This window comes from Methanobrevibacter sp. (genome assembly GCF_045603845.1).
Classification (GTDB): Archaea; Methanobacteriota; Methanobacteria; order Methanobacteriales; family Methanobacteriaceae; genus Methanocatella.
The window spans coordinates 1-19,916 of the sequence record NZ_JAZUMY010000087.1 but is presented as its reverse complement, the minus strand read 5'-3'; the positions used below and the strand labels follow the sequence as shown (position 1 = coordinate 19,916).

At 35.0% G+C, this 19,916-nt stretch carries 11 protein-coding genes and 1 pseudogene; 2 read left to right on the top strand and 10 right to left on the bottom strand.

The window, feature by feature from the left end; all coding sequences use genetic code 11:
- Positions 1-5 precede the first annotated feature (5 nt).
- The 3 genes from ACKI2W_RS08755 to ACKI2W_RS08745 all read right to left on the bottom strand — a co-directional run bounded on the left by ACKI2W_RS08755 (position 6) and on the right by ACKI2W_RS08745 (position 7,221).
- Complete coding sequence (locus ACKI2W_RS08755; RefSeq protein ID WP_407381258.1) at positions 6-1,088, bottom strand: M48 family metallopeptidase; 1,083 nt, start codon at positions 1,086-1,088, stop codon at positions 6-8.
- Positions 1,089-1,153: 65 nt separating this feature from the next.
- Positions 1,154-6,760: a right-handed parallel beta-helix repeat-containing protein gene (locus ACKI2W_RS08750; RefSeq protein WP_407381256.1), complete on the bottom strand. Its 5,607-nt coding sequence runs from the start codon at positions 6,758-6,760 to the stop codon at positions 1,154-1,156.
- A gap of 80 nt (positions 6,761-6,840) precedes the next feature.
- Positions 6,841-7,221: a putative zinc-binding protein gene (locus ACKI2W_RS08745; RefSeq protein WP_407381254.1), complete on the bottom strand. Its 381-nt coding sequence runs from the start codon at positions 7,219-7,221 to the stop codon at positions 6,841-6,843.
- Positions 7,222-7,289: 68 nt separating this feature from the next.
- On the opposite strand from ACKI2W_RS08745, the gene ACKI2W_RS08740 reads away from it, so the two are divergent.
- A complete protein-coding gene (locus ACKI2W_RS08740) occupies positions 7,290-7,748 on the top strand; it encodes a flavodoxin family protein (protein ID WP_407381252.1) in 459 nt (152 codons plus the stop codon).
- A 144-nt stretch (positions 7,749-7,892) separates the two neighbouring features.
- On the opposite strand, the gene mtrH is transcribed toward ACKI2W_RS08740, so the two are convergent.
- Entirely contained in the window at positions 7,893-8,831 is a 939-nt protein-coding gene (gene mtrH / locus ACKI2W_RS08735) for a tetrahydromethanopterin S-methyltransferase subunit H (RefSeq protein ID WP_407381250.1), read from the bottom strand.
- A gap of 679 nt (positions 8,832-9,510) precedes the next feature.
- Here mtrH and ACKI2W_RS08730 point away from each other — a divergent pair.
- Positions 9,511-10,941, top strand: a complete 1,431-nt coding sequence (locus tag ACKI2W_RS08730; protein ID WP_407381248.1) for a hypothetical protein — start codon at positions 9,511-9,513, stop codon at positions 10,939-10,941.
- A 218-nt stretch (positions 10,942-11,159) separates the two neighbouring features.
- On the opposite strand, the gene ACKI2W_RS08725 is transcribed toward ACKI2W_RS08730, so the two are convergent.
- The 6 genes and pseudogenes from ACKI2W_RS08725 to glnA all read right to left on the bottom strand — a co-directional run bounded on the left by ACKI2W_RS08725 (position 11,160) and on the right by glnA (position 19,634).
- The gene (locus ACKI2W_RS08725) at positions 11,160-13,808 is read right to left on the bottom strand and encodes a PEP/pyruvate-binding domain-containing protein (RefSeq protein WP_407381246.1); all 2,649 of its coding nucleotides are present in this window, start codon (positions 13,806-13,808) and stop codon (positions 11,160-11,162) included.
- A gap of 80 nt (positions 13,809-13,888) precedes the next feature.
- Positions 13,889-15,376 carry a glutamate synthase-related protein gene (locus ACKI2W_RS08720; protein WP_407381244.1) on the bottom strand — a complete coding sequence of 496 codons (1,488 nt, stop codon included), beginning with the start codon at positions 15,374-15,376 and terminating at the stop codon, positions 13,889-13,891.
- Positions 15,377-16,450: a Coenzyme F420 hydrogenase/dehydrogenase, beta subunit C-terminal domain gene (locus ACKI2W_RS08715; RefSeq protein ID WP_407381242.1), complete on the bottom strand. Its 1,074-nt coding sequence runs from the start codon at positions 16,448-16,450 to the stop codon at positions 15,377-15,379.
- 11 nt (positions 16,451-16,461) lie between these two features.
- Positions 16,462-17,115, bottom strand: coding sequence for a tributyrin esterase (locus tag ACKI2W_RS08710; RefSeq protein ID WP_407381240.1), 654 nt, complete (start codon positions 17,113-17,115; stop codon positions 16,462-16,464).
- Positions 17,116-17,127: 12 nt separating this feature from the next.
- Positions 17,128-18,045, bottom strand: a complete 918-nt coding sequence (locus ACKI2W_RS08705) for a glutamine amidotransferase (protein WP_407381238.1) — start codon at positions 18,043-18,045, stop codon at positions 17,128-17,130.
- Between the two features lie 251 nt (positions 18,046-18,296).
- Positions 18,297-19,634 (bottom strand): annotated as a pseudogene (gene glnA / locus ACKI2W_RS08700) (type I glutamate--ammonia ligase).
- Positions 19,635-19,916 lie beyond the last annotated feature (282 nt).

The window sequence follows — 19,916 nt, the reverse complement described above, 5'->3', positions numbered from 1 at the left end:
TATTATTAAAGTTTATTTCCACAATTCGTACAAAAGACATCCCCTTCATTAACCTTTTGACCGCAGTTAGAACATTTCAATTCATCTGTTAGCTTAAATCCGCAGGATGTGCAGAATGCATCACCTTCTTTAATGTTTACGCCACAATTCGGACAGAAGAGATGTTCATCAAATTTTTCTCCGCAATTCGTGCAGAATATCGCATCATCAGCCACATCACTGCCGCATTTAGGACATGTTTTTGTAGGGACACTTTCAATTTTAGGCGTGAAATTCGCTTTTGGACCATCGGCCAATACTGGTTTTGAGTAGTCAATTCCCTCTTCAATCTCCAAAACCAAAGATCTCATTACGTTAATCCTTTTTTCATCAGCAGGATGTGTAGAGAAGAAATCAAAATTATTTGCATTCTGACCGCTCATCTTTTGCCAAAATGCCGGAACGCCACTAATGTCATAACCTGCCCAATGAATAATAAGCATTCCCAATCTGTCAGCTTCCAGTTCCTGGTCTCTTCCCCAAGGATTCAAAAGCAGGAATTGAGAACCTATATTTGCAGTATTGACGGCTGCCCTTGTAAGGCTGCCGACTTCACCCATACCGATCAAATCAAATGCGAAGCTTCCAATCCATGAAACAGAAGCCAATGTGTCTTTAGTGTTTTGGGCGCTCATGCGAGTCCTGGTATGGTCAAGCAATGCATGTGCCATTTCATGCCCTAATATGAAAGCTAATTCCTCCTCATTATTTGCAACTGACAAGATTCCCGAATAAACTGCAATCTTTCCTCCAGGAATACAGAATGCATTTACAGTATTATCCAAAAGCAAATGGAACTCCCAGTCATAATAGTCTTCCACATAGTCCAACCTCCCAATTGATGAAAGATAAGTATAAACTGCATTGATTAGATTTGTGGCAACATTGTTAATCATTCGGCCTTCAGCAGTATTATCAATAATTTGCGCCGAATTTACGATTTTATAATATTCCTGATAACATTCCTCAAGAAAACGGTCATCGTTTACTGTATCATGATGCTTTTTTCCCGTGAATGGGTTTAAGGGACTTCTATCATCTTTAGCCATGAAATTAATTTTGTGTTTAAGATGTTATAAATATTATCATTTAAAAAAAAAAGAATTGATGGAATTCAGTTATATTTACCGAATTCCGCAATCAAAATTGTATTTGAAATGCTGTAAGCTGAATATGTGGAAGTAATGATATACTCGCCAGGTATCAAATTAATATTCAACTTAGCGATTCCTGAAGAGTTTGTTGCCCTATAATAGAACACACCGTTTATATTGAACTCCACTTTTTCATTAGCCAAAGGATTTCCCTGACCGTCAACAAGTTTGGCCTTGAAAGTTGATCCGTCATTATAATACATTTCCATATCTTCAGCGTAGAGAATAGGCAGTACAGTAATAGTATTTGCCACCATGCAGCCTTTATATTCTGCAGTGATAATGTATTCTCCGGAATACAAGTTAATGTTTAATTTTGCATGACCTGATTCGTTTGTGGTTCTGTTATAGAACACCCCATTAATATTGAATATGACTGTCTCATTTGCGCCGACAGGATTGCCGTCATCGCCGATTAGTCTTACAACATACTGGGAAGCATTCCTATAGTATTTGGTCAAATCATTATTTTCAGTTATTCTAGGAATAACTTTAATGTTATTGGAATATTCCTGACCAGTTACCGGATTAACCGCAGTTATAATATAATCTCCCTGATTTAAGTTAATATTTAATTTAGCAGAACCGTTACCATTGACTTTACGGACATACATCACACCATTGATGTTGAATCTAACTTCTGTTCCATTATCCAGATAATTTCCTGAAGTATCCAAAAATGTTGCCCAATATTGAGTTCCGTTTCTAAATACTTTGACCAGATCGCTGGCATTTACAGTGGATTTAACAGTGATTGTTGAATTAATCGTTGAATTACCATAGGATGCAATAACAGAATATGTTGCAGGATTTAAATTCACTCCAATTGAAACAGAACCGTTTTCATTGGTATATCTTTCATAGGACATGTCATTTACTGAAATGATGATTGATTTGTTGGAAATAGGATTTCCATTTACATCATAGAGATATACATAGAACCTTTCACTTCCTCCGTAATATTTAACTAAATCAGGAGCTTCCAGTTTAAATGCATCAGAAATAGAGAAATTTCCACAAACAGCAATCGGATTGTATATATCATCACCAGGATAGTCAATGGTTATGTTATACTCACCATTCGTCAGATTAGAGACATTAACCAGCGCCACACCATCCTCCAGTTCACAGACATAGGTGCTGTTGGCAATCTGAACAGTTACATTGCCTGTTGCATTTTCAGGAGCATTGATTGTGATTATTCCACTGCCATAGTCATAAGTGATATTTCCGGACAATTTATTTACCGTGAAGTTAACAGTTGCATTTGACGGATAATATTTTGAATTTCCATTATATGTAACTTCAACAGAGTAATTTCCGGCATCAAGAGAACCTAAAAATACAGGCATGCTTAAAATACCATTCAATCCGAAAACTGTGCTTTCATTAATATCAATGACCTCATAGGTACCGTTGAAGCCGAATGTGACATTACCCCTTGCATCGCCAGGAAGCAGTATGAATACAGTTGCATTCTCTGTGACGTCGATATCACCAGCAATAACATCAATAGTTGAATTTAGTCTGTCTACGTTGAATTCTGTAAAATTAGAGCATTCATTATAATTGGTGTCATTTACAAGAGCAATGACAACAGTATAGTTACCTTCGGTTAAATTATTCAGTACAATAGTATTGTTTTCAACTATTCCGCAATAATTTCCATTAATGTAATAAACAAGACTGCCATCAATATCCTCCGGCGGTGAAACAGTAATTGTTTCTTCAGCAGTTGGATCAATATCTCCTGTAGAATTAATAGCTAATGTTGCATTGGCCTTATTAACAATGATTTTGCTTGAGTTAAAAGATCCGTTGTAATTATTGTCCACAATAGCCGTGACATTTAATGTATAGTTACCCACAGTCAGATTAGCTATAGTGATATTGAATCCGTCAATGGACATGTCGGAATAAACAACATTTTCCAGACCGTCATAAATAACGACAGATATGTTGGAAACATTTTCACAAACCGCAACAATATTAATAACTTCGCCATAGCTGACTGAAACGTCATCAATCCGGATTGTGGAATTTGCTTTGCTGACAGTAATGATACTGAAATTGGAGCTTAAATAGTAATTGTTGCCCACGATGGTCGTGACATTTAAAGTATAGCTGCCCGCATCAATGCCTGTTATCACAATATTAAATCCGTTAATTTCAAGATACTCTCCTGAAATGTTCGTTCCGTTTTCATTAAATAATGTTGCTTCAATTCCTAAGGCATTTGTACAGTTGGCCGTTAAGTTAATTACAGACCCGTAAGTGGAGTTAACATCATCGATTGAAACACTGGAATTATATTTGATATTTGAAAATTCCACTGAATATTGTGAAGTGAAATATTTGGCTGTGATACTGCCTGTTCCATCATCACTAGCTGTGAATGTAACATTTTCACCAGCAGCTGATGTGTTTTGAGATAGATTCTCATTTACTGATGTTAAATTTAAATTTACCTGGGAAAGGTTTTGATAATCCTTATCAATTATTTCTTCAGATAATGAATCATATACTTCGAGAACAAACATTATAGTATTTTCATCACCCACATATACAGTGTTATTGGATACTGTTGCATTCAAGAACAGCCAGTTTGTTAAATTAATGTTTGAACTTACATAAGGCCTTACATTAAAATTACTTGCATTATTTCCAAACCAGTTATAATTTGCAGACAAGGTGCTTGATGAAGCATAGATTATTTCACTTTCACCATTGTCAATGAATACTGAATTGATGATATTATCATTGTTAGGGCCGTTGTAATATCGTATTGCATTAACGGAATTGTTTACAAATAGGGAATTTGAAATTTCATTGTCATGACAATCCCTAATGAAGTAAATAGCACCACCACCCGCCGCAGAGTTATTGATACATGTAATATTGTTTATTTTACCGTTTGACATTGATCCGAAATAAATAGCTCCAGCATAATGTGTAGCGGAATTGTTAACGAAGGTAGTGTTGATTATGGAATAGTTGGTTGATGAGCTGCTGTAATAGTAAATTGCACCGCCACCATAAGTTGCAGAGTTATTAATGAATGTTGAATTGATTATTCTTTCATTTGCTGATGTTGTTGATGCATAATATGAAATTGCACCCCCACCGGTTGTTGATCCTGAAGAGGAATTGTGAACATTATTTATGAAAGATACATTCACGTAATCCATATTCTCTATAATACATCCGACATAAGATATTGCACCGCCGTTTTTAGCTGAGTTGTTGATGAATTTGGAATTTGAAACAAGGATATCGGTCAATTCAACAGCATCATAATAAATTGAACCTCCATAAACTGCCTTATTGTTAATGAAAGACACATTTGTAAGCACACCATCAATAAATTCACTATCTTCATCAAAAGCAATAGCTCCACCATTTGAATCGGCAGAGTTATTCTTAAATACATTATTTGCAATATTAATATTTTGAACTGTGCCGTCAAAGAATATAGCTCCACCATTTGAAGCGGCAGAATTATTCTCAAAAGTCAGATTGATTAACTCATTGGATTCCACATTTTTAAAGTATAAAGCACTTCCACTTTTTGATGCTGTATTATTGATAAAAGTTGAATTTATAAATTTATTTCCTTTTGACTGCCCATATGAATAAACGGCACGAGAATTGTTAATAAAATTTAAATTGCCAAATAAATTGTTGGAATTATATCTTAAATAGATTGCATTAACGCCATTATTTGAAAATGTAGTGTTACTTATTATATTTTCATTGAAATTGCCTGCAGCATTGATTGCACCGCCGGCACTTGCATCGCAGTTCATGAACACGGAATTGGAGATAGTATTATTTATTGCGTTTTTAGCAAAGTATATTGCTCCCCCATTTTTAGCGGAATTATTCACAAAATTAACATAATCGAAAGTGCTGTTGGAGAAATCACCACCAGTATAGATTGCTCCACCATTGGAAGATGAATATCCGTTGGTTAACGTGATATTAATGAGATTAAATGTATTTACTAAAACATTGAAAATCCTGCTTTGGCCTAAAGCATCAATAACAAACCCATTTCCATTAACTGTTAAATTATTCTTATTTATAGTGATGCCTGAAGAAGTTGTATCGACACCGACAGTGTAAGTGTAATTGCGTGTCAGATTGATAACATCGTTTTCACCAGCATCATCGATTAATTTCTGCAATGCTTCAAAATCACCAATTACTGGATTGAATTCGCCTGAAGTTTCAATGAATGTATAATAAGCATCATCACTGTGATATATAGTATAATTTAGAATATTTTGTGATGAAATAGTAGAATAATCAAAAATTACGCTGCCGTTTTCATCAGTTACTTTTGTTTCATTGAAAATGCATTCATTAGTTGCCAAATCATAGATTTCACAGGTTATATTTTGACCGGAGGCATAATAACTGCATGTCAAATTATAATTTTCAGTGTTTACCAATCCATTTTCATTCCAAAAGGTAACATTGGAAATATTGAAATTATCCAAGCTCTCGGAACATATTGCATTCATGATGTTGTTTCCGCCCTGAAATTCGGCAGAAATACTTTTATTGAATTTATCCACAGATGACATTAAACTATTGGACATTGCTTTATTTTCTTCAAAAGTGCTGTTAACCAAAGTAAAGCTGTCAACATACCATACATATAGGCCGCTACCATAATTAGCCTTATTATTTCTAAAGGAAGATCCTGTGAAACTGATATTGCTTGCTGTCCAGTAATAATAAATTGCTCCACCACAATATAAAGCAGTGTTGTCATAAAATTGAGTGTTATTGAAAATGCAGTTTGAAGAACCGTAATAATAGTAAATCGCACCACCATTTTCAGAAAATGCATCATTTCCAGTAAATGTAGTATTGGAAATAACATTGTCGCTTGAATCAAACCAGTAAAGAACAGCACCGCCAGAATATGCGCTGTTGTTTTCAAAAACGGAGTTTAAAATCTGAGAGTTCACACCGGAATCATAAAAGACAGCTCCAGCACAGGAAGAAGCATAATTATTGATGAATTTTGAATTATTGATTATATTGTTTGCAGAACCGGATTCATAATAGATTGCCGCACCATTTTCGGCGTTTGCATTGATAAATGTCAACCCATCAATCACCACATTGCTTGAAGTGACATTGAAAATCCAGGAGTTACCTTCACCATCCAAAATAACATCCCCATCACCATAAGACGTTATTATAAGTTCCTTATCTATAGTTATGGCCACGTTGCCATTACCAGAATAGTTTCCGGAAGCAATATAAATAGTATCCCCATCATTAGCAGAACTTACTGCATCAGAAATGGTTGAATATGGACTTTTATCACTCCCATTACCGCTTTCCACAACAGATGCGTTAACATAGAATTCTGATGATGTCAATAACCCATCATCCTGTGAAATAGCAAGATTTTCTTCAAATACAGATATTTCATTTACATCACTTGTTAATTGTATTGTTTCTGTTGTATCTTCGATAGCGGATACACTGGCCAGAGATAAACAAAAAATCAACAATAAAAACAGAGATGTCAATATTTTCTTTTCCATAATATATCTCCAAATATAATTATTCATAAATAAATATTTTTAATAACTTATTTAAAGATATATACAAAAAATATCAGAATTTACCAATCAGAAATAGATTTATTCAATTCTTTTTTAATTATTTCAACACACTTTTCCCCATCATCATCCAACCTGAATGGGTCTTTACTGGACACTTCATGATTTGCCAAAACTTCCTCTACAGCAATTGTTTTGGCCACATCAATGCCCCTGTTTTCCAATATCTTATTTACACATCCCCCACCGCAGCCGTTAACTGCAACAATAGGATATTTTTTAAGCATTTCATCGTTTTTTCCTTCAATATCCGCCGAAGTCGAACCCATACATATTGATATTACATTTTCATTTTCTTTTCTGCAGTCTCCAACTGCAACACGGGACACAAGCCCATTGGGACTCATTCCATTACATGGTGCCAAAGCTATTTTTTCAACCATAAAATCACCAAAAATTAATAATCTACTTATTATATAAGTAAATTAAAAGATTTAAAATAGGCGATATTATGAGTGTTTTAGTAGCATACTATTCAAGAACTGACATTACCAAGAAAGTGGCTGAAGAAATTGCCGGCAGATTGAATGCTGATACAGAAGAAATAGTCTCCACAGTCAAATATGACGGTAAAATCGGTTACGCCCGTGCGGGAAAAGATGCGATGACTGTGAAAATCATTGAATTAGGAGATTTGAAATATGATCCGTCAGACTATGATACAGTATATCTGGGAGTTCCTGTGTGGGCCGGAAAAGCAGCAAATCCAGTAATTTCATACATCAAGCAGAACGAAGGCAAATTCAATAACGTTAAATTCTTTGTAACTGCAGGTGCAAACGGATTTGAATCCTCATTTAAGCAGATGGAGGAATTTGTCGGAAAGGCTCCTTTAAAAACTTTAGCTATTACCACAAAGGAAGTCAAAAATGGAGAATTTAAAGAAAAATTAGATTCATTTTTAGATTAATTAATCATCATTACCCAAAAAAAGGATTATTTATAGCACTGGATGGATTAGGTCCAGTGCTATTTTGTTTTTTATGTTAAGATTTGTCAAATATCCTAAGACATAGAACAATTGACGTAGAGGCTGGAAATGTTTTTTAATAAATTATAATAGTTTGTTCATAGGGTGATTTTCAACATGTTCTGTTCCTAAAGGTTTTGCAGCCTCACTGATAAACATATCTGTTTGAGCTACAGCAGGAAATGCGATATTTGCATTTTCAATAGGTCCGAAAAGAACGAAATCTCCTGCGCACATTACCTGTACAATGTTTGCTCCAATATCACAAACAGTGAATGCAGTCTTGTTTCCTGCTTTTTTATATTCTCTTAACCAGTCCCATGCAGATGGAACGTTGTGAATACCGGAACCTACTGGATAACCCCATTTAGCCTTTTCAGCAAATGAAGTCCTTGCAGCAATACCTGCACCCTGACCTAAAGGAGTTACAGCCGTGTCCATCATAAATCTGTCTATACCACATTCCTCAGCGACTTCGAGCAAACCTTTTTCGTATGCACCGTCGTCACCGTTTTCCCACATATTCATCTTACCTTCAACAGTAGCATTCATCGGATTGAATCCTAAGATAATTGAAGCGGATATGTCGGTTTCGGCAAGCGCATCCAATTCGGATTTATCTGCAGCCATGTTAATGGAATTATAGATTGCACGTTCTGTTAATCCGGTTTCATCAGCGTACTGTGCACCAGCAACTCTAGCATCACCGGAAGTGGAATCTATAAGGAAAGGAGCATCACAGATTTCACCAATATATTCAATATATTTTGGGAGTGCTTCTACAGTTTGTCCGAAAACCTGAACAATATATGGATTTCCAGTTACATCAGAAATGGAAGCCATATCATTAACCAATTGTTCAGCCCTACTTTTATCGAAGTCACCAGTTAATTCGTCATTAAGAATATTGTGTCCGCCATAGAAAATAGTTCCTGCCAAAACAGTAGGATATTCCCCAGGCTGTCCACCCATTTTGACTCCAGCGAAGTCAAAAACTTCTTGTTCTTTATCAAATTTAAACATTTAATTAAACCTCTTATATTTCGACTTAACATTTAAAGTTTATTTTATAAAAATTAAAGTTAAGTCTACAAATATATTTTATTTAATTATATATAAAATTTTCTATAAATATTATAAAAAAAATTAAAATAAATAAAAATTGTTTAAAATTAATAAATTAAAAGTAAATAAACCCAAATAAAGATAAATTTATAAAAATATCTATTACAATTGAAAATAAAGATATGGCTTTAAAAAAAGTCAAATATATTGCGAATACTGCAAAATAAACAATTAATCATAATTAATCATGATTGTATTAAAATATTGTGAATACTAAAATATATAATAAAAATAATTAAGCATTAACCATAATATGCCAAATAACTGAATAATAATTGAGAAAATATTGTTTTAACCGAATAAAACAAATCTATTTTAAAAAAGAATTCCTCCTTAACTAGAAAATAATTAATGATATGATGTCTAAAAAACATTATTACAAATATCAATCGTTTGTTTTAATAACATGTCAAAATAAGGACAAATATTCATATTTCCATATAAAAAACTGTAGAATTGAATATTTTTTAGTGTTCAAATGCTCTTGGGAAAGTTATAATATCTAATAAAATATTAAATTAAAACATCGAAATTAACTAAAATCATTGTTAATTAACCACACTACGGACGTGTAAATATGAATTATAAGATAATAGAAGAAGAAAATAATAAAAAGAAACTGACAAATGAAGAATTACTCCTTAAAATCCATAAAGACTTTGGAGATTTTGAATATACCAAAATATTCAAAAATATCCTAACACATAACGAGACATGCCCAATATGCCTAAAACCTATGCATTATGAAAAGTCAATTTGCAAAAACTGTGGTTTTGATATTGAAGATATATTTTCTCTAAAAGATGTAAAAGATATGAAAAAAATACAGGAATTTGTTGAAAATAATGAATCATTAAAAAAACAGGTCGAATATATGACAGAAAGAGACATTCACGAAGATGATTTCATACATGATATGTACACGGAAATCTTTTTTGATGAAGAACTGAGAAAAGAATACGAAAAATCCCATTTAAACGAAGTATGTGATTTGGACGAATATTTCGATTGGCTGATTGAAGATGAAAAGGAAAATGATGATGTTAATAATGCAGAAATAGATTTCTGCGAAATTGACTTCTGCAAACTAGCAGATAACAACTATCGTTTAAATCAAAGGGAAAATGACGATCTTATCATACCTGTAGATTTGAATAAATACAAATATTTCAAATCAATAGAAGAAACAAATGATGATGAACTATCTTTGTATGATTTATCTTTTGTTCCATGGTTTTTAAGAGAAAAAATAAGAGAATTATCATTTGAAGAAGGATACCTCACACATAATGCCACCAAAGAAAATTGGCATGATTTTTCAAAATCACAAAACACTAAAAAATTAAAAGAATTCTTAAGAAAACATGGTGTTAAACCATTGCAGACGAAAAAAGAAGTGGTAAAACAAATTTTTGATAGTGACTTGCCATTGAATGAATTTGAATCTGAAAAAACATACTTGACTAAAAACGCATATGATTACCTAGAAGAATACGAATGGATAGGTTTCTATAGAAAATATTTGATTTATTTTGACTTTCTAGATTTCTTTGATTATTTAGAAACCCGTGAAGGAAGCATAGAGGAAATATCCTTAGAATATATAGAAAAACATATTGAATTAGCTATAGAATCCTTGGATTATGATTATATTATCAAAAGTTATACTACTAAATCAAAAATATGCCACAAAATAAATTACCTTGAAGACGCATTAAAATGCGATATGAGGATTTTGATACTGAATATGAATCCGATTTGTCTGAATTATAACTTCTATCAATGGCATGCACCTCTTGATATTGAAAATATAGCTAATTTAAAAATGCTTAAATCTAAATTTGGTGAAAAACGATTATTGGAAACATTTAATGAAAACTGGAACTTCATGGGCTTTAAATCCACACTTATTCCAAAAGAAGAAGTTTGGAATCATCTGATTACTGCTTTAAATTCCAAAGAACAAAACCACGGAAGTCGAAAAATTAGAGAAAAATACTTGATTTAAAGAGAATTAGTCAATAATTCTCTTTTAGCAAAAACAATTAAAAAAGAGGTATGTGAAAAACAACCCCATAAACTCAAATAGGGTCGTTAATCACATTAGGAATTTTGTCATACTTTTGCTTTTATTTGAAAAATCTTTTTTGTGCAAAAAATTATAACAAATAAAAAAGGCATATGTCCCACCCACCTGCCCAAAACTAATAGTTTTAAACATATTGCCTAATCATTGAAGATACATATTGTTTCGTCCTTATTCATATCATGATATAATTCGGCCTTATCCTCATCAAAGTCTATGACATGGACCATATCATAAATCTCTTCATTTAAGTTTGGATTTATATCTTTCAGAATATTTGGATGTTCAAACATCATATCCTTGTTGAATTCTATTTTTTTCTCATTTTCAAATAATGCACCATAGTAGATTTCCGCTTCAACCAGATCCTGGAACATATGGCTTCCGAAGGATAATTCCGGCATATATCCAACTTCACTGTATGCCTCTTCCAGAATTGCTGAGAAATGGCTGATATCGGCAAACACAACTGGAATACCCAACTCAGGAGATGAAGTACCAATTCTTCCAGGAACTATTAGAATAGCCGTCTTATCATTTTCTTTGCAATAAGCATTCACATCACTGATTACTCGAGACAATGAGCTTTTCTTGGCATAAGGATATTCATAGTACTTATGCGGATCGACATAACAGATTGTATCGATTTTACTTTTTCGTGACATTCCCATGGAAGACTCCTTAATATGGAAGAAAACGTCTTTGTCTTCAGGCATTTCAATGGATTCGTTATTTATTGAAACCTGAAGAGGGCGGCATTGCAATAGGTTTATGTTGAAGGTTTTATCCTCTCCAAAGTTAACCGTATACTCAATATCGACCGGATAGTCATATGCTTCTTCTAGTGTATCCAATATTTCCTTCATATCCCCAATAAATTCCTGATTCTTTACAATTCCTTCACAGTTGACAAACACTATTTCACGGCGTTGGCCACGATCGCGAAACATTCGCTCGGCTTCACGGTCATGCTCGACCAGAACTTTCTTGGCATGTCTTGGAATTATCTCCAGACCGTCACCAACAGGAATGTCATGCAGACTGACCTCTTTTAAGTCAATTACATCCAGGTAATGCTGTGAATACCGGTGTTTTTCCTTTATGTCTTTCGTTAAGGTTACCTCAGGCTTATCCAGATTTATGATTCTTGGATAATCCTTTTTCGTCCGGTCAACAGCCTTGGTACCGAGACCCATTACTAACCTCAACATACCTTTGCTGTTATCCATATCCGGTAAAGGTGAATACGGACTGTATGAAAATCCGACTCCTGCAGCCGTCGGGAAGAAATAGTCCCCATAATAAGAACCTGAAACTCTCTGGACTAAAAGAGCCATCTGCTCGTCAGTATCATCCAAATCATTCAGTTTCCTATATTCCAAAGCGGAAATGTTCATAGTACTTGAGTATACGATTTTTACAGCATTCTCAAAGGCCACCAGACGTTCTTCTAAAGATCCCCTGTTTGCACAGAATACAGATTCATATTTTCCTGCAAATGCATTTCCAAATCCGTCTTCAAGGAAACTGCTTGAGCGCACAATAATCGGATTCTGTCCGAAATAATCCAATATACGTATAAATTCCTTTTTAATTTCATCTGAAAAGACACCGTTTTTAAGGCCTTCTTCAAGCTCCTTACCATATTTGTAGTAACCTTCCTGAGTCCTCTGCTTTACGCGAAGGTCCCACAAGTCATTTGAAACGATATATGTGTAGAATAAATCTGAACCGATATAAAATGAATCGTCCGGCTCAAAATTATTGTTATATATTTCGGGACAATTCTTTTCTATTATTTTTCTTGCAAGCAGCATTCCGCAGGATTTACCTCCCACCAATCCGCTTCCAACACGACGGTCATAGATTGTGGTATAATCCTCAAAAGTGAAATATTCCTTAATTTTGGAAAGCATTCTTTCATCTTTTGTCATCATAAGCTCACAAATTCTGTCGCACTCATCATCAATGTTTTCTCCTTCTTCATACTTCATTCTGACCTGAAGCATGTATCTTTCCCAGCTATCCAAAATTTGCCCGTTCTGATACCTGTCCAAGTCATTGACAATCTTATAATATTTACTGAGTTCCTGGCCGTCCTGCAGAACCTTAACAGAACCCGTTCTGACATTATATTTATGGCCCAAAAACATTGTCTGTGAATATCTGTTCCAAACCTTCAATGGGGAAACATAGACCTCGTCAGTAGTGTTTGAGTATACATTTAGGAACAGTTGTGTTGTTTCACGAATTTTGGCTATAGCATCATATGAATGCCTTCCGCGAATAATTGGGAAGAATGCTACTGTATCCAGCTGGAATAAGAATGGACATGTAACTCTAAAGAAATTGCCCATCATCAAATCCGTTGACCAGACGGCCTGAAGATCACTTAAGCAGTCAAAGACATAGAATGCATCATAACCTTCCTTTTCAATGATTCTGTGAACTTCCAAAGTGAATGTTTCGAATTGATTATATGGATTTACACGATATATCTTAATTCCATCACGTTCTATCATGCAGAATTCAGTGTCGGGATTGTTTTCTTCACTATCCAGTAAAGTAAAATCCTCTTCAGACATATCTATTAATGGAGGATGATTAGCAAACCTGATATATATCAAGTTCCTGTTATCCTCTTTCGCCTGTTTCACATAAGGGTCGACAAAGTATGAGAATTCATTCAGATTCGTAACGTTCCATACTACATTATCACCTAAACGAATATTATCTAAAGCTTTATCAAGTCCCGGAATTCCTGATTTAACTCTATCAAATGCAGTCATAATAATATCTCCTAATTTTGCCTAAATATGCTCATCATGTTTTTTATTACATTAAATATCATTAATATCACCAGCATTAACTAATACCTTTTGCTCACCATCGGTACACCAGTTAACTGTGAAGCCTCCATAGTTAATGCAACCAAATCCTGACGCTCAAGGTTTCCTATATCCGTATTTCCTGCCTGCTGAGTTAAGGACGTTACTTCCTGAGTCATTGCATCAATATAATTTGCAACCTGCTGACCTTTCCTTATAGGATCCAGCCTTCTTCTAAGGACTCTTTCCTGTGTTGCGATTCCTTTAGGACAGGTTCCTTCTGAACATGTTTGACAAACCTTACATCCTATGGAAATCAATGCAGAGGTAGCAACATATACTGCATCAGCACCTAAAGCTATAGCTTTAGCCACATCAGCTCCAGACCTTATTCCTCCGGCAGCGATAAGGCTCACTTCGCTTCTCAAATTAATCTCTTTAAGAGCGTCATCAGCTTTGACGATTGCTTCTATTGTAGGAATACCTGCATGTTCGGTAACGACTTCAGGTCCTGCACCGGTTCCTCCCTGCATTCCGTCAACTACAATTATGTCCGCACCGGCTTTTGCTGCAATTTTTACATCCTGTTCAACCCTACCTGAAGCGAATTTTACAATAATAGGTATTTTCCAGTCAGTAATTTCCCTTAACTGATCGATTTTCATGCCTAAATCCTCAGGTCCGACAATATCCATGTGTCTTGCAGGACTTAACGCAGAGGTTCCTTCAGGAATGTTTCTGACTCTGGCCACTTCTGCAGTTACTTTATGGGAAAGCAGGTGTCCTCCCATACCTGATTTTGCACCCTGACCTATTTTAATCTCAACAGCTTCCGCATTGTTTAAATAGCTTGCTGAGACTCCAAAACGGCCTGATGCATACTGGGCAATCAGTTTGTCAGCATAATGCCTTTCTTCCGGAAGCATTCCTCCTTCACCAGTATTTGCTATTGAACCTACTTTGCTGCTTCCAATAGCTAATGCTATTTTTGCTTCTTTACTTATAGCACCGAATGACATTGCCCCAATCATGATTGGAGTATCTATTTCGATTGGATTTTCCGCAAAACGGTCACCAAGCACCACTGAAGTCTTGCATGTTTCCCTGTATGAATCTATCGGAGGTCTTGACACCTGGGCAGGCAATATGCTTAAATCGTCAAATGTCGGGATTTTTCTTGTCAATCCGCAACCGCGCACTTTATATACCCCAGTCTGGCTTTTCCGTTTGATTTCAACCATTGTGGAATTTGACCAGATTCCCCTTCCTTCATCGGCAAGAGGCCTGACATATATTGCGTGTGTCGGACACATTTCCTCGCAGATTTTACATCCCACACAGTTTTCCTGATGAATCGGATAAGGTTCATCGTTAATTACTTCATAAACGTCATGAGGGCAATTTGAATAGCAGCTGTAACAGTTTTTACATGATGATTTTTTTGGATTGTCACATAAGTACCAGCAGCAGCCAGGCCTGTCGTTGTTCTGTTTGCATATTTCAGTTTTCCTTTCAACAGTGAATGGCATTTAGTTCACCCCCTCTTTGATATCTCTTAACGGTTTGAATACCGGACAGACGGAATATTTTGTTCCTCCGGATTTAACAACCTCATCTATGTCATTTGTTATTTTAGCGTAAGGTTTCCAAGCGAAGTACTCGTCCTTATCGACGATAAGCGCATCGCTCACAATATCATTAGTCAACAGATAGTCCAGCAATGTCGTTACAATGGATCCGTCCTGACCTTGAGTGTGTTTTAAGGATTTGACGGACATGACTTTTATAAAGTCACCTATTGCTTTAGAACTGTCATTTCTTAAATATTCAGGGATGAAAGTTCTTGGACATACAGCAAAGCATTCATGGCAGTCCTGAGGACATTCACCGTTTATTCTAGGTTTTGTATCATCTATTGTTATTAACCTGTCAGGACATACGTATTCGCATGCTCCGCAAAGCACACATGCACCAATATCTATGACATTATATTTCAAATCCATAAAGTTTGATTCTGAGATTTCCTTATTGATTGAACTGTCTGATTTGTCCCTTTGGTATAATACCGGTCTTGCGAAATATTCCATTTCCTCAATGTTTTCCAGATTGCTGTTTATTTTGGTTTCGGCAAGCCTGTTTAACAGTTTGAATTGTGATTCAGTAAGGTCTTTAGGTTCAATGAATTTCTGTTCTATTGCCCCGTTAACTATCTCTTCACCTTTTTTGGTTCTGATTATCAGTGTTGACCATCCGTCTTCGGATCCTATGGAACCTACAGAAATATCAGATGTTTCTGATGTTAACTCAACACACAGATTACAGTTTTTCCTGATAACCCTTTTAGCTACAGACAGCGGTATTTTTACGGTTTCTTTAGTTTTCAGCAATAAAAATACGAATCCTTTAGTTATCTGGAATTTTTCAATATCATCCATTTTCAAATCATATTCCTCAAGGAGATTTCCAAAGTATTTATATGAAAAATTCTCCATACAGAACAAGCCCAGTTTAACGTCAATAGGGCTGTCAGTAAAATATTGTAGTTTGGATGCTGCCATAATTTCACATGGTGTTCCAACCATAGCAATTCTACGTTCACTCATTTTTTCAGCTCCTATTGCATATTAACTATTTTTTTAAAATTTGTATAATCAATGTCAGTCAGTTCAAAGCCGTATTTAGTTAAAATATCTTTTAGCTCTTTTTGATCTTCAAGAGTGGCTTTTTCCATAACAGCATTTTTTCCTAAACTTTTAACATTTCCAAGAACGTATATGCTTCCTCTCATGATTGATTCGCCGACATCGTCAGTCACATCACCAAGAATTATGAGTTTGCCTCCCATCATGAGAAGTCCTGTCATGTATCCGCTGTTTCCGCCGATTATGACTGTTCCTCCTTTCATGATTTCTCCAGTTCTTGAACCTACGCTTCCGTTTACTATGAAAGTTCCACCATAGATTCCCTGGCCTGCACCATCACCTGCAGTACCTTCGATAATCAGCTCTCCTTTTGTCATATTATCTCCGGCAAACCATCCTGCATTTCCGTTGATGTGTATTTTTGGGCCGTTGACCATTGTTCCGACAAAATATCCTGCAGAACCGTTGATTTCTATTTCTATATCTTCAGACAACCCTGCACAGATATTGTGTCTGGATTCAGGATTATTGATAATAATTTTATCATGATAGACTGCCTGTTCTTTTATGGTACGATTTAACTCTTTTGCATCCATATCTTTTGCATTAATTACATATTCTTTCATAGACAACCCCCATTAAATCGTGTAAGCCCTTGTTTCTCCAGGAGCAATCTGTTCAATCTGGTCTGAATCTATGACATCATGCAATGCCATCTCTTCTGAAGCTACAGCAAAAATTTCATCGGTTTCAACCATAACACCAGGCCTGAGACCAAGTTTATCCTTAGCAATACCGATACCGTTAGGAGTTCCAACCAATATTGAAAACGGACCGTCCAAATCAATTACTGCCTGGTCTAAAGCTTCTTCCAGTTTATATCCCTGATTAAGCTTATCTGCCATGTAATGGACAATGCATTCAGTATCATTGAATGATTCAAAAGTATGTCCTTTTCTTTCCAGAGGATCTCTTATTTTCCAGTAATTGGTGATCTGTCCATTATGAACCACTGTAATGTCAGGTATGATGTAGCTTTGATACGGATGTGCATGATAGCGGTCAACACCACTTTCGGTTGCAAAACGGGTGTGTCCTATTCCATGGGTTCCCATTCTGTTCGGGACATCAAAACGCTCTGCAATGTCTTTTACCTGACCAACATCCTTTATCATTTCAAATGAATGTGAACCGTTGATAACCCTTACGTTTTCAAGCTCATCAATTTCTCTGATGCATGGCTGCAAAAGGGAAAATTCATCCAATGCTATTTTACATTTGTATACATCTGAGCCACCTACAGACTCGACTAACTGTTCTTCAAAAATTGGGCTGAATTGAGTTAATAAAGATTTTAAATTGTCTAATGTACCTCTTCTTCTTTGTACTTCAATGTTTAATTGATAATAATTTTCAGCAAAATTCAAACTGCCGTAAATTGCATAACCTGCTGAATCAGGACCTCTGTGCTGTAATGATTCAAGCATTGAGGTTAATGCGTCCCCAACGGGGTGAGTTTTTTTATCTTTGTATATTACACCAGCTATTCCACACATTTTTTTACCTCCAAATAAAATATCGGCGAATACACATATTGAAACAAAATTAATTCATCATATGCCTTAAAATAATAATCATGAACTTTTGATCATATGCCTTTAACAATTCCTTAAATTACACTATATGCCTTAAAAATAATTCTAAAATTCCAAAAAAAAATTATTTTTCATCAATTTTAACTTCTGATACCTCCAAAAAAATTAGAAATTAATGGTAGCATTAAATCAGCCACCATATTTCAAGTAATCTATACGTTTAGATACTCATCTCTTTCATAATCGAATACCTGTATTCTGTAAGCATCCCATTCAGCTCTTTTGATAGTGTAGAACTGATTGAATACTTTTTCTCCAAGAGCGTTTTTGACGACTTCGTCTTCTTCTAATGCATGATATGCTTCCCATAAACTTGTAGGTAAACTGCTGATTCCTTTTTCAATGATTTCATCTTCAGAATATGCAAACAAGTTTTCTTCAGTAGGTTCACCAGGATCGATTTTATTATCCATACCGTCTAAACCTGCCTCAAGCAATACAGCAAATGCTAAGTACGGGTTACATGACGGATCAGCTGATCTGCATTCAATTCTTGTACCTAATCCACGGGATGCAGGAATTCTTAATAATGTTGACCTGTTTTTAAATCCGTAAGCTATGTAACATGGTGCTTCGTAACCCGGAACCAGACGTTTGTAAGAGTTGACTGTAGGGGATAAGATTGAGGATAATGCCGGAGCGTGTTTTAACAATCCTCCAATGAAGTACAATGCCTCTTGAGATATTTGAGTTTCAGTATTCGGGTCATAGAAAATATTTTCTCCGTCTTTGAACAGACTTTGGTTACAGTGCATTCCGCTACCGTTAATTCCTAAAAACGGTTTTGGCATGAATGTAGCTTTAAAACCTAAATTATTGACTAATGCTTTGACTGCTTCTTTAAATGTTATAACTGCATCAGCTGTTTTTAAAGCGTCTGCATATTTGAAGTCGACTTCGTGCTGACCAGCTGCAACTTCGTGGTGGCTTACTTCAACATCGAAATCCAATTTCTCTAAACCTAATACAATTTCTCTTCTGATATCAGTACCCTGATCCAATGGCTCCACATCAAAGTATTCAGCTTCATCAGCAGGTATGTAATTTCCGCCCTCATCTTCTTTTATGATGAAGAATTCAGGTTCAGGACCCATGTTGAATTGGTATCCTCTTTTTTCTGCTTATTCTTATGATTTTTTAAGCACTCCTCTTGGATCACCGTCATATGGTTTTCCGTCTGTAGTGAAGATATCACAAATGAATCTACTAGTACCTTTTGATTCAGGCCTCCATGGAATCATTGAAAAAGTATTGATGTCAGGTTTTGCAAGTAAATCACTGTCATTAATAGAAGCTAATCCTGCAACTGAAGATCCGTCAAATAATAATCCGTCATTTACTATATCCTCGATATCATCAGCTTTTTTAAGAGGCACTGCCATACTTTTTGGTATTCCATGTATATCTGAGAACTGTAATTTCAAAAATTTTATATCATTTACTTCAATAGTCTTTATAATTTGGTCTAATTTATTATCTTTTGCTGACATTCTTTCACATCATCTTTTGAGTATATTATTCATCTTTTGAATAAAATGGAAAGTGGAAAAACCCTTTCGACTAAATGATATATTTAGTCGGAAGGAAACTTCCTTCCTACTATTAAATATTCGTCATCAATATATATAAATGTTTTGAAAACAGAAAAAATTACAATGTCGTCAACTTAATTTTTCATAAAAATTCTTATTTTTTGTTTTATTAGTATATTATTAGTTTGTTGATAATATATAGTGTGTATTTTTATTGTTTTTTAAAATTAGTATTTTATT

Excerpts from the sequence above, each read along its gene's own strand:
- ACKI2W_RS08705 (WP_407381238.1), bottom strand. The coding sequence starts at position 18,045 with ATGTGTGGAATAGCTGGTGTAATATACAAAGATAAAAAAACTCACCCC.
- ACKI2W_RS08710 (WP_407381240.1), bottom strand. The coding sequence starts at position 17,115 with ATGAAAGAATATGTAATTAATGCAAAAGATATGGATGCAAAAGAGTTA.
- ACKI2W_RS08715 (WP_407381242.1), bottom strand. The coding sequence starts at position 16,450 with ATGAGTGAACGTAGAATTGCTATGGTTGGAACACCATGTGAAATTATG.
- ACKI2W_RS08730 (WP_407381248.1), top strand. The coding sequence starts at position 9,511 with ATGAATTATAAGATAATAGAAGAAGAAAATAATAAAAAGAAACTGACA.
- ACKI2W_RS08740 (WP_407381252.1), top strand. The coding sequence starts at position 7,290 with ATGAGTGTTTTAGTAGCATACTATTCAAGAACTGACATTACCAAGAAA.
- ACKI2W_RS08720 (WP_407381244.1), bottom strand. The coding sequence starts at position 15,376 with ATGCCATTCACTGTTGAAAGGAAAACTGAAATATGCAAACAGAACAAC.
- mtrH (WP_407381250.1), bottom strand. The coding sequence starts at position 8,831 with ATGTTTAAATTTGATAAAGAACAAGAAGTTTTTGACTTCGCTGGAGTC.
- ACKI2W_RS08725 (WP_407381246.1), bottom strand. The coding sequence starts at position 13,808 with ATGACTGCATTTGATAGAGTTAAATCAGGAATTCCGGGACTTGATAAA.
- ACKI2W_RS08755 (WP_407381258.1), bottom strand. The coding sequence starts at position 1,088 with ATGGCTAAAGATGATAGAAGTCCCTTAAACCCATTCACGGGAAAAAAG.
- ACKI2W_RS08745 (WP_407381254.1), bottom strand. The coding sequence starts at position 7,221 with ATGGTTGAAAAAATAGCTTTGGCACCATGTAATGGAATGAGTCCCAAT.
- ACKI2W_RS08750 (WP_407381256.1), bottom strand. The coding sequence starts at position 6,760 with ATGGAAAAGAAAATATTGACATCTCTGTTTTTATTGTTGATTTTTTGT.